Here is a 14,706-nt window from a genome sequence, read left to right as displayed (position 1 = left end):
GTCAGCCGGCCGGCTCTGCGTAGACCAGGCCGTCGGTGTCGATGCGGACGAAATCGCCCGTGTGGAACCAGGTTCCGCTGAACCGGGCGACGGTCGCGTCGGGGTTGTTCCAGTAGCGGCGGCTGACGTTCGGTCCGCGACACAGCAGTTCGCCGCGACCCTGGCGAGCCTGCGGGCCCGACAGCGCCAATTCCGTTCCACCGAAGGCGAACCCGAGCGCCGCCTCGGTGCGGTCGGTGTCGTCGACGAGCAGGCCGATGCCGCTGGTCTCGGTGGCGCCCCACACCGACCACTGCCGCGCGGCGGGGAACAGCGCGCGCAAAGCGGCGGTGAGCGGAGCCGAGGCGGGGGCGGCGGCGCGTTCGGAGCGGTGACAGGCCTTGCTCACGCGGCGCACACCCGCGCCCGAGCGTCGCTCGGCGAAGGCGGGCAGCAGCTCGGCGAAGATGCGCGGAGTGGCCGAGACCGTGTCGATCCGCTCGCTGACCAGCACGTCGGCCAGGCTGCGTGCGCCCGGCGCGAGGACGACGGTCCCGCCGACAGCGAAGGTCGGCAGCAACTGGTCGACGCACCCGCTGGCGTGGGCCAGCGGCAGCAGCACCAGATTGCGCACCCCGTCGCCAGGCAGACCGAGCGCGCCGACCATCGACGACACCGCCGACAAGAGGTTCTCGTTGGTGAGCTCGACCCCGGCGGGCACCGGACCGCGCGCGGCGGCGCCGGTGTAGCAGAGCAGGGCCGGATCTCCCAGTGCCGCACCGTCATCGATGTAGGCCGTGCTGTCGGGCAGTGGCCCGTCGGGGCCGAGCACGAAGTCGGCTCGGCTGTCGGCGATCACGCGGGCCGTCAGGTCGGCGCCGAGCCCGTCGGGGATCAGGACCGGAACGGCACCGGACAGCAGGGCACCGAGGAACGCCTGTACCCAACGCGCGCTCGTCGGCATGTGCACCGCGACCCGGTCGCCGTAGCCGATGCCGTGACGCTGCAGTCCGCCCGCGATGCGGGAAGCGCTGTGCCACAGCTCGCGGTAGGTCAGGCGTGGACCGCCGACCTCTACGACGGCCTCCCGATTCGTGAAGGAGTGCACGCGCAGGTCGAGCAGTTCGGTGAGCGCCGGGTGCAGGTCCCCGTAGCGGAGCACACCGTCGGGACCGCGCCGCAGCTGTCCGCAGCCCAGCACACCGGAGCCGACCGGTGACGACCGGAACGCCCGGAACTCGGGTCCACTGGTGATCGACGCCCGAGCCTCGGGTCCGGGCCCTCGCTCCGGCGCGCCACCCTCAGAGCGTGCGGTCGTGTCCGGTTCCGGCTGACCCATCAAGACCTCCACGTACTCGCCCGGCTTGCGCCTCGACTATATGACGTGGATCACATTTCTGTCAGCCGCTCGGCGTTCACTCGCCCTTGTAGGTCGCCTTACCTGGGCCGACATCGAGGAAACTGCGGACGGCGCCGCGCAGGTCGGCGGTGTCGAACAGGGCACCCGACACCTCCGGCGTCACCGAATCCGCGTGTGCCACACCGCCGGAACGCCATGCCTCGATGATCTGCTTGGTCGCGGCGTGCGCGCGGGTCGGTCCGTCGGCGAGGCGGGTGACCAGCGCGCGGGCGGCGGCGTCGACGTCGTCGTGGACGGCGTTGACCACGCCCCAGTCGGCCATGGTCGCGGCGTCGTAGAGGTCGCCGGTCATCACGAACTCGCGGGCCCGGCCCGACCCGGCCCGCTCGGCCAGCCGCTGCGGGCCACCCATCGACGGGGTCAGCCCGACCACCGTTTCCACCAGCCCGAACTTCGCCTTCGGCGCGGCGAGGATGATGTCGCAGGCCAGCGACATCTCGAAGGCGGCGGTGAGGGTGAGCCCGTGCGCGGCGAACACCACCGGGCACGGCAGGGCCTCGAGCGGATGGATGATCCGGTCGAACAGTTCGCGCCACAGTTGCGCCCCCTGCTCGGCGCTTCGCCCCTCGAAGACGTGCACGTCGACACCGCCGGAGACCACTTTGCCCTCGGCGCGGATGAGCACGGCGCGCGGCGGCTGTGCGGTGAGCGCGGCGAGATCGGCGATCAGCGCGTCGATCAGTGGCCGGTCGAAGAGGTTGAGCGGCGGATGATCGATGGTGATCGTGGCGATCTCGGCACCGGCTTCGGTGAACTCGCGCGTCAGTCGGGTCGGGTTCGTTTCACTCATCCGGTCAGCGTAGAACCCGGGCACCGGTCGTGGGAGTGGAGAGCGCGCCCACATCGCGGAACCACAGGGGTGTCGGTAGTCGTTGGCATGATGGGCTGTCGGGACCCAGGTGCCCTACAGTTCGACTCGTCGGTCGAAGAGGAGGACGACGCCGTGTTCAAGAGTGCGATCGAGAAGGCCGTAGTCGATGTTCTCGACACCGGTTCCAAGCTGCAGGCTCCTGCCGTGCGGCGCTATGTCCAGTACCTGCGGGAACGTCATCCCGGCGAGAGCCCGGCCCAGATCGCCGAACGGCTGGAGAAGCAGTACCTGCTCGCGGTGACCGGCAGCGGTGCCGCCGTCGGCGCGACCGCGGCCGTGCCCGGCATCGGCACGGTGGCCGCCCTCGGCGCGGTCGGCGCGGAGACGGCGTTCTTCATGGAGGCCTCGGCGCTGTTCACGCTGGCCCGGGCCGCCGTCCAGGGCATCGAGCCGCATGACCAGGAGGCACGGCGCGCGCTGGTGCTCGCGGTCGTCCTCGGTGACGCGGGCATCGCCATCGTGCAGAAGGGGCTGCGCACCCAGTCGAAGAACTGGGCGAACACGCTGGCGGGCAAGGCGACCGGCATGGGCGCGATCAACAGCAAACTGCTGCAACAGTTCGTCAAGCGCTTCATCACCAAGCGGGCCGCGCTGATGGCGGGCAAGGTGCTGCCCGCGGGTATCGGTGCCGCCATCGGTGGCGCGGGTAACCGGGCGCTCGGCAAGGCCACGATCGAGAACGCGCACAAGGCCTTCGGGCCCGCGCCCGCACTGTGGCCGACACCGCTGCACAACGTGATCGACGCCGATCCGCTGCCCGCGATCGGTACCGACCCGGCCCGTAAGCAGTGAGGAAAGCCGGGGGCGACGCCGTGCTGGTGCGCGGCGTCGGAAAAGTCTTCGACCAGGTCGGCGCCGTCGAAAACATCGACTTCACGGTGCCGTCCGGTGCGGTCACCGCGCTGGTCGGGCCCACCGGGGCGGGCAAGACCACCCTGCTGCGGATGGTGCTCGGGCTGCAGCGGCCGAGCACCGGCCGGGTGGAGGTGACGGTGGGGCACGGGCCGGCCGCCGTCGGCGCGGTGCTGCATCCGCGCGGTCTGCATCCGGCGCGCACGGTGCGTGATCAGCTGTCGTGCTACGCCCCGGTCGCGGGCGTCGGTGGGCGGCGGGTGGAGGCCGTGCTCGAGACGACGGGTCTCAGCGCTCTCGCCGATACCGTTGTAGCCCAGCTGAATCCAGGTCAGCAGACCCGCCTCGCGCTGGCCACGGCCCTGCTCGCCGATCCACCGCTGCTCGTCCTGGACGACCTGTTCACCGACGCCGACGGCATGGAACGCGGCTGGTTGCAGGAGGTGCTGCGCGGTCATGTCGGGCGGGGCGGCACGGTGCTGGTGAGCGCTGGCAGCCTGGCCGACGTGGTGTCGGCGGCCGACCACCTGGTGGTGCTGAGCGAGGGCGCCGTCGTCTGGCAGGGCACTCCAGCCAAGCTGCGGCGCGGTCATCCCGACCGGCTCGTCGTCGCCTCCTCCCCGTCGATCGCCCTGGCCACGGCCCTGGCGACCCGCGGCTTCACCGATGCGGTGATGCGCCCGGACGGGCGCCTGGCCGTCGCCGAGGCCGACGAGGCGACGATCCGTTCGATCGCCGAGGCGGCCTCGGTGCGGATCGGCAGCATCGTCGCCGACCCCATCCACCCCGACCGGGTCCTGGCCTCCCTGACCAAACCCCGCAGGCATCAGCACCGCTTGCCCACGCCGTCGAACACCGCCTTCGTGCCTGCGCCGCCGTCGTTCGGGGTGTCCCGATGACGCCGTCGGCCGCAGGTCGACCGGTGCGCCCCGCGTGCCGAAGCCGTCGCCCGTTGTCGCCGGCTCGGCCCGCCGCCTGCGGCTCCGGCCTTCGCGGGAATATCCGAGCGTCCGGACTCCGACCGGGGCAGGCGCGCAAATCCATTTCGGCCATGACTTCGGAGGGGATCACCCGATGACCACTGTGCTGCCCGAGGATCTGCTCCCCGGTCTCGACGCCGAAACGCGCAAGGTGTTCACGCTGCGGCCCACCCGGTTGCTGCTCGCGGGGCCGATCGCGGTGGCGCTGGTCGCGACGCTGATCACCGCGCTGATGTCGGGCCGCTACGACCCGACCGGGCAACCGGTGACGGGGGCGGCGACCATCGGTCTGTACCTGGCGCTCGTCGCGGTGTTCGTGGTGGCGGCACTGCTCGGCATCGGTGTGACCGGTGGCGAGTACAAGCGCAAGACCATGGCCCTCACCGCCCTGTTCGCCCCGGATCGCGACCGGCTGGTCATCGCGAAATACGCCGCGGTGGCCGGTATCGCGCTGGTGGTCGCCGTCTTCGCCGAGGTGGTCGCGATGCTCGTGCTCGCCGCCGCGGGCCGTGGCAAGTTCGAGTTCGGCTGGCCGCTGCTGGAAGTGCTCGGCGCCGGATTGCTCGTCGCGATGTGCTGGGCGGTGCTCGGTGCGGGCATCGGGCTGTTGCTGCGCACCACCGGTGCGGCGGTGTGGCTGGTGCTCGGCTGGGCATTCGTGCTCGAGCCGCTGATCTGGTTGGTGGCCAAGGGTTTCGGAGCCGGTGGTCTCACCGCCGTGCTGCCGGTGTCCTCGACCGTGGCCGGGGTGAGCGCCGGTTCCTTCGACGAGGCCGAGGTGTTCGCGCCGACCCCCGCCGCGCTCGTCGTCCTGCTCCTGTGGACCATCGCCGTGGGCGCCGCCGGGTGGTGGGACCTGCGCAACCGCGACCTGTAGTGTCCGAGCCCGCTGCGATGACGCAGCCCGCTGCGATGACGCGGCGCGCTGACCGGCCCGGCTGGATCCGCAGGCTGTGGCGGCTGTGCCTGCGGCATCCGCGCCTGCTCGCCGTCATCGCGGCGGCGGTGCTGGCGGGCGCGGCCGTCTCGATCGCGGCGCCGCTGGCCACCAAGCGGGCCGTCGACGCCGCCGAAGCGGGCGACACCTCGGTCATCGGCAGTGCCGCCGCCCTGCTCGCGGTACTCGCGGCCTGCCGGTTCGCGGTGACCTTCGCCCGCCGGCTGTGGGCTGGTCAACTGTCGCTGGAAGTGCAACACAGCCTGCGGGTTTCGTTGCTCGCGGCGTTGCAGCGCCTCGACGGCGCGGGACAAGATGCCCTCCGCACCGGCCAGGTGGTGTCGCGTTCCATCACCGACCTGCAACTGGTGCAGGGCTTGCTGGCGATGGTGCCGTGGTCGGGCCTCGCGGTACTGCAGTTCGTCGCCTCGGCGGTGGTGATGGTGTGGCTGAGCCCGCCGCTGGCGCTCGCCGCGCTGCTCGTCGCGCCGGTGATGGCGGTGGTGGTGCTGCGGATGCGGCCCCGGCTCTACGCGGCGACCTGGTCGGCGCAGCAGCGGGCCGCCGAGCTGGCCGAACACGTCGAGCAGACGGTCACCGGCGTGCGCGTGGTGAAGGGCTTCGGGCAGGAGGCCAGGATGGTCGACCAGCTCGAGGACCACGGCCGCGCCCTCTACGCCGAACGCCTGCGCGCCGCGCGGATCAACGCCCGCTTCGCACCGGTCGTGTCGGCGCTGCCACAGGCCGGGCTGGTCGCCGTCATCATCGTCGGCGGGTTGCTCGCCTCGCGCGGCGCGATCGGCATCGGCACCTTCCTCGCCTTCACCGCCTACCTGGCCACGATGACGTCCTCGGCGCGCACGATCACCTCGGTGGTCATCATGAGCCAGCTCACCAAGTCCGCCGCCGACCGGGTGTTCCAGGTGATCGACGCGGCGCCGGTGCTCGTCGACCCCGACAAGCCCGCCGACCTGCCCGCCGGCCCGCTCGGCATCGAATTCGAGAGTGTGGGTTTCGGTTTCACGCCGGACGAGCCGGTGCTCTCGGAACTCGACCTCACCATCCGGCCCGGTGAAACGGTCGCGATCATCGGCCCGGCCGGGTCGGGCAAGTCGACGCTGTCGCTGCTGCTGCCCCGCTTCTACGCGCCCGACGCGGGCACCATCAGCCTCGTCGGCACCGACGGCACCCGGGTGAACCTGGCCGACCTACGCGCCGAGGATCTGCGCGGCGCGCTCGGCGTGGTCTTCGACGACCCGTTCCTGTTCTCCGACACCATCGCGGCGAATATCGCCCTCGGCCGCCCGGAGGCCACCGACGCCGAGATCCGGGCGGCGGCCACCGCGGCCGTCGCCGACGAGTTCATCGCCGAGTTGCCCGACGGGTACGACACCGTCATCGGCGAACGCGGTCTCACCCTCTCGGGTGGGCAACGGCAACGGATCGCGCTGGCCCGCGCACTGCTCACCCGGCCGCGCGTACTCGTCCTCGACGACGCCACCTCCGCCGTCGATGCCGTGACCGAGGCGGAGATCTTCCGGCGGCTGCCCGACCCGGGCGGGCGCACCACGCTGATCCTGGCCCACCGCGAGTCGACCCTGGCCCAGGCCGATCGGGTCATCCGGCTGCCCGCGCCCACCGGCTCGGTCGTGCCGACCGTGCGCGTCGACAAGCGGCCTGTCGTCGGTGATCGGCCACGGTCGATGGCGGCCGCCGACCTCAGCGAGACCCCGGAACTGCGCGCGGCCGTCGACGCGCTACCACCGGCCACCGAACAACCCGACCTGCCCGGCGATCTGCGCGCCCCCCAACCCGACTTCGGTCTGCGCGTCCTGCTTCGACCGGTCCGCAAGCTGGTCGGGCTGGTCGTACTGCTGCTGATCGCCGACGCCATGATCGGCATCGCCTTCCCGCCGCTGGTCCGCTACGCCATCGACACCGGTGTCACCGGCGGACAGAGTTCGGCGCTCGCTGTGTCGGCGGTGATCGGAATCGGGCTGGTGCTGGCGAGCCTGATCGTCGGCGCTGCCGTCACGGTGCTCACGGCACGCACCGGCGAACGGGTGCTGTACGGGCTTCGGGTGCGCAGCTACGCCCAGTTGCAGCGCCTCGGCCTCGACTTCTACGAGCGCGAACTGTCCGGCCGGATCATGACGCGGATGACCACCGATGTCGACGCCCTGTCGACCTTCCTGCAGACCGGTGTCGCCACCGGCCTGGTCGCGGTCATCACCCTGGTCGGCGTGGCTGTCGGCCTGGTCGTCATCGATGCGGGGCTTGCTCTGGTCGTGCTCGCCACCGTGCCGCCCATGCTCATCGCGACCCTGCTGTTCCGGCGCGTCTCGACCGCGGCATACACCGTCTCGCGCGAACGGGTCTCCGCAGTGAACGCCGACTTCCAGGAGAACATCGCGGGCCTGCGCGCCGTGCAGGCCGCCCGCAACGAACCGGTGGCGGCGCGCCGCTTCACCGAGTACTCCCACCGCTACCGCGAGGCACGCATCCGCGCCCAGCGCGCGATCGCCTGCTACTTCTCCTTCGGCCTGGCCTGGGCCGACCTCGCCCTCGCCGTCGTCGTCTATCTGGGCGCCAACGCGGTGGCCGACGGACGCACGACCACCGGCACGCTCGTCGCCTTCGTCCTCTACCTCGGCCTGCTGTTCAGCCCGATCCAGGAACTGTCGCAGGTGTTCGACGGCTACCAGCAGGCCAGGGTCGGGCTGCGCCGCATCGGTGACCTGCTGCGCACACAGTCGTCGATCGCGGCCGACCCACCCGACGCGGTGCACATCGACCGTTTGCGCGGCGAGGTCGTCTTCGACGATGTCCACTTCCGCTATCCAGGAGCGAACTTCCCGGCGCTGGACGGCGTGTCCTTCACCCTCCCGGCCGGGCGAACCCTCGCGCTCGTCGGGCCGACCGGCGCGGGCAAATCGACGATCGTGAAACTGCTCGCCCGGCTCTACGATCTGCCCGCCGAGCCGTCGGCGGGTGAGATTCGGGTCGACGGCGTCGATTTACGTAAATTTGTGCTCACCGAGTACCGCTCGCGGCTGGGAATTGTGCCCCAGGAAGCTCACTTGTTCAGCGGTGATGTCGCCAGCAACATTGCATTCGGACAACCTTTCGCCACATCGGTGGACATCGCACAGGCGGCGAGCAACGTCGGTGCGGCCGAAATGATCGCCGGATTACCCCGAAAAATGAACCAACCGGTCGGTGAAAGAGGGCGTGGGTTATCCGCCGGACAACGTCAGCTCGTCGCTCTCGCCCGCGCCGACCTCGTCGACCCCGACCTGCTGCTTCTCGACGAGGCGACCTCCACCCTCGACCCGGAGACCGAGGCGTCGGTCCTGGTAGCGAGCCGTTCGCTGGCCCGGGGCCGCACCACTGTCGTGGTCGCTCACCGGTTGGCCACCGCGGCCCGCGCCGACCTCGTCGGGGTGGTCGAACAAGGACGTATCGTCGAATTCGGTAACCACCGGGAACTGCTCGCCCGAGGCGGGAGTTACGCGCGACTCTGGTCGGCGGGACTGCACGCGGAGCGAATAGTCTCGGGCCACTAGCTACGCCGACATGCCACGGGGCATATGCTCGGTGAGGGCGCATCGGCAGCCATCCGCTGATACCCCTGCCGGGCACGTCACAAACGTCGCAGCGCGAAGAACGAAATGAGGCGAACACCAGCTGTGAGCAGCTCAACTTCCCAGTTCGGACAGAACCAGTGGCTAGTCGACGAGATGTATCAGAAGTTCAAACAGGACCCGTCCTCGGTCGACGCGAGTTGGCACGAGTTCCTCGCCGACTACACCCCCGAGGCCACCGACTCCGCTAACGAGCAGGCTCCCGCCGCCACCGCGCAAGCGGCGCCGCAGCAGGCACCGAAGGCCGCACCGCAGGCCCCCAAGACCGCCGTCGCGACGGCACCCAAGCCGGCCCCAGCTCCGGCTCCGGCAGCCGCCCCGGCTCCGGCTCCGAAGCGGGAGAACGTGCGCGCACCGCAGACCACGCCCGCCCCGGTGTCGAACGCCCCGGCCACCGCGCCCGCCAAGACCAGCACGGGCACCGACGAGTCGAAGGTGCTGCGCGGTCCCGCCGCGGCCATCGCCAAGAACATGTCGGCCTCGCTGACCATCCCCACCGCCACGTCGGTGCGCGCGATCCCGGCCAAGCTGATGATCGACAACCGCCTCGTGATCAACAACCACCTGGCGCGCACCCGAGGCGGCAAGATCTCGTTCACCCACCTGCTGGGTTACGCGATCGTGCAGGCCATCAAGTCGTTCCCGAACATGAACCGGCACTTCGCCGAGATCGACGGCAAGCCGAACGCGGTCACCCCCGCGCACACCAACCTCGGCCTGGCCATCGACCTCGCGGGCAAGGACGGCAACCGTTCGCTGGTGGTCGCCGCCATCAAGGGCACCGAGGAGATGAGCTTCGGCCAGTTCCACGCGGCCTACGAGGACATCGTCCGGCGCGCCCGCGAAGGCAAGCTCGGCACCGACGACTTCTCCGGCGTCACCATCTCGCTGACCAACCCCGGCACCATCGGCACCGTCCACTCGGTGCCGCGCCTCATGCCGGGCCAGGGCGCGATCATCGGTGCGGGCGCCATGGAGTACCCGGCCGAGTTCCAGGGCATGAGCGACGAGCGCCTGGCCGAGATCGGCGTCGGCAAGCTGATGACGCTGACCTCGACCTACGATCACCGCATCATCCAGGGCGCCGAGTCCGGCGACTTCCTGCGCACCATCCACAACCTGCTGATCTCCGACGAGTTCTACGACGAGATCTTCCACGGCCTCGGCGTGCCGTACGAGCCGATCCGCTGGCGCAAGGACATCAGCGAGCGCGGCGTCGACAAGAGCGCTCGCGTGCTCGAGCTGATCGCGGCCTACCGCAACCGCGGTCACCTGATGGCCGACACCGACCCGCTGCGCCTGGTCAAGGACAAGTTCCGCAGCCACCCGGACCTCGACGTCACCTCGCACGGCCTCACCCTGTGGGACCTGGACCGCACCTTCGACGTGGGCGGTTTCCACGGCCAGGAGCGGATGAAGCTGCGCGACGTGCTGTCGATCCTGCGCGACGCGTACTGCCGCCACGTCGGTGTGGAGTACACCCACATCCTCGAGACCGACCAGCTCAAGTGGATCCAGGACCGGGTCGAGCAGAAGCACGTCAAGCCGACGGTCGCCCAGCAGAAGTACATCCTGAACCGGCTCAACGCCGCCGAGGCGTTCGAGACCTTCCTGCAGACCAAGTACGTCGGTCAGAAGCGGTTCTCGCTCGAGGGCGCCGAAGCCGTGATCCCGATGATGGACGCCACCATCGACCAGTGCGCCGAGCACGGGCTCGACGAGGTCGTCATCGGCATGCCGCACCGTGGTCGCCTCAACGTGCTGGCCAACATCGTCGGCAAGCCGTACTCGAAGATCTTCACCGAGTTCGAGGGCAACATGAACCCGGCCGCCACCCACGGCTCGGGCGACGTGAAGTACCACCTCGGTGCGCACGGCCAGTACCTGCAGATGTTCGGCGAGAACGAGATCGAGGTGTCGCTCACCGCGAACCCCTCGCACCTGGAGGCGGTCGACCCCGTTCTCGAGGGCCTCGTGCGCGCCAAGCAGGACCTGCTGAACAAGGGCGACGGCCCCGAGGGCTTTTCGGTGATGCCGCTGATGCTGCACGGTGACGCCGCGTTCGCCGGTCAGGGCGTGGTCGCCGAGACGCTGAACCTGTCGGGTCTGCGCGGTTACCGCGTGGGCGGCACCATCCACATCGTGGTGAACAACCAGATCGGCTTCACCACCGCGCCGGAGAACAGCCGCTCCACCGAATACTCCACCGACATCGCGAAGTTCATCGGCGCGCCGATCTTCCACGTCAACGGTGACGACCCCGAGGCCTGCGACTGGGTCGCGCGCCTGGCGGTCGACTTCCGGCAGAAGTTCCGCAAGGACGTCGTCATCGACCTCGTCTGCTACCGCCGCCGCGGGCACAACGAGGGCGACGACCCCTCGATGACCCAGCCGGAGATGTACGACGTCATCGACACCAAGCGTTCGGTCCGCAAGGCCTACACCGAATCGCTGATCGGCCGTGGCGACATCTCCATGAAGGAGGCCGAGGACGCGCTGCGCGACTACCAGGGTCAGCTCGAGCGCGTGTTCAACGAGGTCCGCGAGCTGGAGAAATACGTTCCGGAGCCGTCGGAGTCCGTCGAGGACGACCAGAAGGTGCCCGCGACCGTGCAGACCGCGGTCGACAAGTCGGTGCTGCAGCGCATCGGCGACGCGTTCCTCAACACTCCCGACGGTTTCAACGTGCATCCGCGCGTGAAGCCGGTGCTGGAGAAGCGGCGGGAGATGGCCTACGAAGGCAAGGTCGACTGGGCCTTCGCCGAGTTGCTCGCGTTCGGTTCGCTGATCGACCAGGGTCACGATGTGCGCCTGACCGGTCAGGACTCGCGTCGTGGCACGTTCACCCAGCGTCACTCGGTCATCATCGACCGGATCAACGCGCAGGAGTACACCCCGCTGCACAACATCGGTTCGGAGAACCCGGGCTGGTTCGCGGTGCACGACTCGGCGCTGAGCGAATTCGCCGCTGTCGGTTTCGAATACGGCTACTCGCTGGGCAACCCCAACGCACTGGTGTTGTGGGAGGCGCAGTTCGGTGACTTCGTCAACGGCGCGCAGTCGATCATCGACGAGTTCATCTCCTCCGGTGAGGCCAAGTGGGGTCAGCTCTCCGATGTGGTGCTGCTGCTGCCGCACGGCCACGAGGGTCAGGGTCCCGACCACACCTCGGGCCGTATCGAGCGGTTCCTGCAGCTGTGCGCCGAGGGTTCGATGACCGTCGCGGTGCCGTCCACCCCGGCGAACTACTTCCACCTGCTGCGCCGCCACGCCCTCGACGGCATCCGCCGTCCGCTGATCGTCTTCACCCCGAAGTCGATGCTGCGCAACAAGGCCGTGGTGTCCGACATCAAGGACTTCACCGAGTCGAAGTTCCGTTCGGTGTTCGACGAGCCCACCTACGAATCGGGCGTCGGCGACACCGGCAAGGTCAAGCGCATCCTGCTGACCTCGGGCAAGCTCTACTACGAGCTCGCCGCGGAGAAGGCCAAGCACAAGCGTGAAGACGTGGCCATCGTCCGGATCGAACAGCTCTACCCGATCCCGACGTACCGCCTCAACGAGGCCCTGGCCAAGTACCCCAACGCGACCGATATCGCCTGGGTCCAGGAGGAACCGGCCAACCAGGGCGCCTGGCCCTTCTTCGGCCTCAACCTCCCCGAGGTCCTCCCCGACCGCCTGGGCAAACTGCGCCGCATCTCGCGGCGCGCCATGTCGGCCCCGTCCTCGGGTTCCTCCAAGGTCCACGCCGTGGAGCAGGCCGAGATCATCGCCGAGGCCTTCGAGCCGACCGCGTAATTTCTTCTCGCACAACGGCGAACGCCGGGTGGATCATCACGATCCGCCCGGCGTTCGCCGTTGTCAGGCCCGCAGGTTGCGCATCACCACGCGAACGTGGTGTTCGGTCAGCTGTCGCAGCTCGGCGCGGCTGATTCGGTTGCCATCGATCGTCAGTGTGGTGTCCACGCGCAGGTTCTCGTCGAGCACGCCGATCCGCACTTTTGTCACCGGACGCCCGGCCCAAGCCTCCTCCTGGACGAAGGCGTCCTCGCCGAGCCCGGCCAGGTATTCGAAGCTCGTATTCGGATCCGAGACACGGTTTCCGACAAGATGTTTGAACCTGTCGTGCTCCCCTCGCCGGTCGCCTCCCGCCCGCGTGACATCGAAGCTCAGCGACACAGTGAGGTCACCGAAAGCGCCGGAGCAGTAGCCGGTCGACCCGAGGGGCTCCTCATCCTCCTGCTGCCACCCGGCGCTGCCGCGACGCGTGAGTTCGGCCAGATCCATCAGCTCGCAATAATTCCCTTGCTCCGGCTCGCGGTACTTGCGCGAGGTCGGGGTGTCTATCGGTGTGCCCGGCGTCCACCGCGCGTTCGCCGCCGCTTCGTCCTCGCGCCCCAGCCACATCGCGGCGGCGATCACGGTGACCACCACGAGCGAGCAAGCCGACACGGCCGCAGCCGTCCATGGCAGCGAGAACCGTCGTCGTGGTGTCATCCGAGGCGCTCCCAGAGTATTCGGCCCTGATACTCACAGGCCGTCACCATCTCCGAATCGTCCACCTTCGACTCCGCGGGCGTGCTCAACGTCACGGCGACGACCACGTTGTCGTCGAAGAGGCCGAGCTCGCAGGTCGGGCCGTACATGTACGGCAGTCGGCGCACGTAGAGGTAGGAGTCGTCAGCGAGCTCGAGCCGGTGGTCCACCCGGATCGTGCTGGCCCCGCCCAGACGAACCAACTCCAAGTCGTGGCGGAAGAAGGCCTCGGCGCCGTGTCCGTCGTTCACGACCTTGGCAAGCACAGTGGCTGCCAAACCCCGGTAGGAGACCGAGCAGTGGTGGGACGAATATGGCTCGGAGTCAACGGATTCGGAATGGATGGGCGAATCGGGCGGCGCCCCACCGAGCTGTTCGAGCGCGGACAGATCGAGCAGGTCACAGGCGTTCGCGACACTCTGGGTGGTGTAGACCCGGGTCGGCTCGCCACGGATCAGGTCGGTAGTCGTCATCACGACGAGCAACGCGACCGTGGCGGTCGTCAGCACGGCGGTGAGCGCCGAGGGCAGGAGCGTTCGCGCGATCCGGGTCCGCCGTCGACCTGGCGAGGCGCCAGGAGCACCGGCCGCGACCGGATCGGTCGGCAACCGGCCCGGGAACGGCGCGCGGGCCCACGGACCGCTGTCGAACGCTCTGATCGCCGCTGCGGCGAGGTCGGCGCAGCGGGCGAATCGGTCCTCCGGCCGTTTCGCCATCGCCGTCGCGATGACCGCGTCGATCGCACGCGGCAGCTCGGGTCGTAACTCGGTGGGCCGGGGCGGTGCCGCGCCCAGATGCGCGGCGATCACCGCCGCCTGATCGCCACGCGGAAACGGCGTCCGACCGGTGAGCAACTGGAACAGCGTGCAGCCGAGGGAGTAGATGTCGGCGCGATGGTCCACCGTGTGGCCGGCGAACCGTTCGGGTGCCGCGTAGGCGAAGGTGGCGGCCATCGCCGACAGCGCGACGGTGTCATCGAGACTGCGGGCGATCCCGAAGTCGGTGAGCAGCGCGGTTTCCTGTCCTGCGTGGTCGCGTTCGATCAGCAGGTTGGCCGGTTTCACGTCGCGGTGCAGCACCCCGTGCGCGTGCGCGAAATCCAGTCCGGCGGCGGCACCCTGGATCAGCCGCAGAGCACGGTCCGGGGCGAGACCGGCGGAATCGGTCTGGAGCAATCCGATCGCGTCGCCACCGTCGACGTATTTCATCGACAGCCACAACACCGGATCCGTGGGACCGCTGCGGTCGTATACCGGCACGATATTGGGGTGTTCGAGTCGAGCGGCCAGCGTCGCCTCTCGTTCGAAGGCGTTGCGCGCCTTGGCATCGGTGGATATCCCGTCACCGAGCACCTTCAGTGCGACCCGCCGCCGCAGGCGAGGGTGCTCCGCGAGGTACACCGACCCCATGCCACCCGCGCCGAGCAGTCGTTCGATCACATATCCGGCGAACACCGTCCCGGGCTCCACCGCCACCCCGACCCCACC

9 protein-coding genes are annotated in these 14,706 nt (G+C 69.4%); 5 read left to right on the top strand and 4 right to left on the bottom strand.

The window, feature by feature from the left end; translation table 11 throughout:
* Position 1 precedes the first annotated feature (1 nt).
* Together HYG95_RS23040 and HYG95_RS23035 are read right to left on the bottom strand one after the other, a co-directional pair.
* On the bottom strand, positions 2-1,318 hold the full coding sequence (locus HYG95_RS23040) for a class I adenylate-forming enzyme family protein (protein ID WP_181700979.1): 1,317 nt from the start codon (positions 1,316-1,318) through the stop codon (positions 2-4).
* Positions 1,319-1,394: 76 nt separating this feature from the next.
* Positions 1,395-2,189, bottom strand: a complete 795-nt coding sequence (locus tag HYG95_RS23035) for an enoyl-CoA hydratase/isomerase family protein (RefSeq protein ID WP_181700977.1) — start codon at positions 2,187-2,189, stop codon at positions 1,395-1,397.
* 153 nt (positions 2,190-2,342) lie between these two features.
* Between HYG95_RS23035 and HYG95_RS23030 the strand changes: the two genes are divergently transcribed.
* The 5 genes from HYG95_RS23030 to HYG95_RS23010 all read left to right on the top strand — a co-directional run bounded on the left by HYG95_RS23030 (position 2,343) and on the right by HYG95_RS23010 (position 12,481).
* Positions 2,343-3,062 (top strand): hypothetical protein, encoded by a 720-nt coding sequence (locus tag HYG95_RS23030; protein ID WP_225278830.1) that lies wholly within the window; start codon positions 2,343-2,345, stop codon positions 3,060-3,062.
* Positions 3,059-4,021, top strand: coding sequence for an ATP-binding cassette domain-containing protein (locus tag HYG95_RS23025; RefSeq protein ID WP_181700975.1), 963 nt, complete (start codon positions 3,059-3,061; stop codon positions 4,019-4,021). Before HYG95_RS23030 ends, HYG95_RS23025 begins: the two co-directional genes overlap by 4 nt.
* 175 nt (positions 4,022-4,196) lie before the next feature.
* Positions 4,197-4,979, top strand: coding sequence for an ABC transporter permease subunit (locus tag HYG95_RS23020; protein WP_181700973.1), 783 nt, complete (start codon positions 4,197-4,199; stop codon positions 4,977-4,979).
* A 17-nt stretch (positions 4,980-4,996) separates the two neighbouring features.
* Positions 4,997-8,605 (top strand): ABC transporter ATP-binding protein, encoded by a 3,609-nt coding sequence (locus HYG95_RS23015; protein WP_255495637.1) that lies wholly within the window; start codon positions 4,997-4,999, stop codon positions 8,603-8,605.
* A gap of 105 nt (positions 8,606-8,710) precedes the next feature.
* Positions 8,711-12,481: a multifunctional oxoglutarate decarboxylase/oxoglutarate dehydrogenase thiamine pyrophosphate-binding subunit/dihydrolipoyllysine-residue succinyltransferase subunit gene (locus HYG95_RS23010; protein ID WP_181700971.1), complete on the top strand. Its 3,771-nt coding sequence runs from the start codon at positions 8,711-8,713 to the stop codon at positions 12,479-12,481.
* 63 nt (positions 12,482-12,544) lie between these two features.
* Here the strand turns inward: HYG95_RS23010 and HYG95_RS23005 are convergent, their stop codons facing one another.
* Both HYG95_RS23005 and HYG95_RS23000 read right to left on the bottom strand, forming a co-directional pair.
* Entirely contained in the window at positions 12,545-13,105 is a 561-nt protein-coding gene (locus tag HYG95_RS23005) for a hypothetical protein (RefSeq protein ID WP_181700969.1), read from the bottom strand.
* A gap of 71 nt (positions 13,106-13,176) precedes the next feature.
* The coding region (locus HYG95_RS23000; protein WP_181700967.1) for a serine/threonine-protein kinase at positions 13,177-14,706 on the bottom strand (1,530 nt) is incomplete at its 5' end.

This window comes from Nocardia sp. GTS18, assembly GCF_013839555.1.
GTDB lineage: Bacteria > Actinomycetota > Actinomycetes > Mycobacteriales > Mycobacteriaceae > Nocardia > Nocardia rosealba.
The sequence above is the reverse complement of the archived record's forward strand: the minus strand, read 5'-3'. Positions and strand labels throughout refer to the sequence as shown.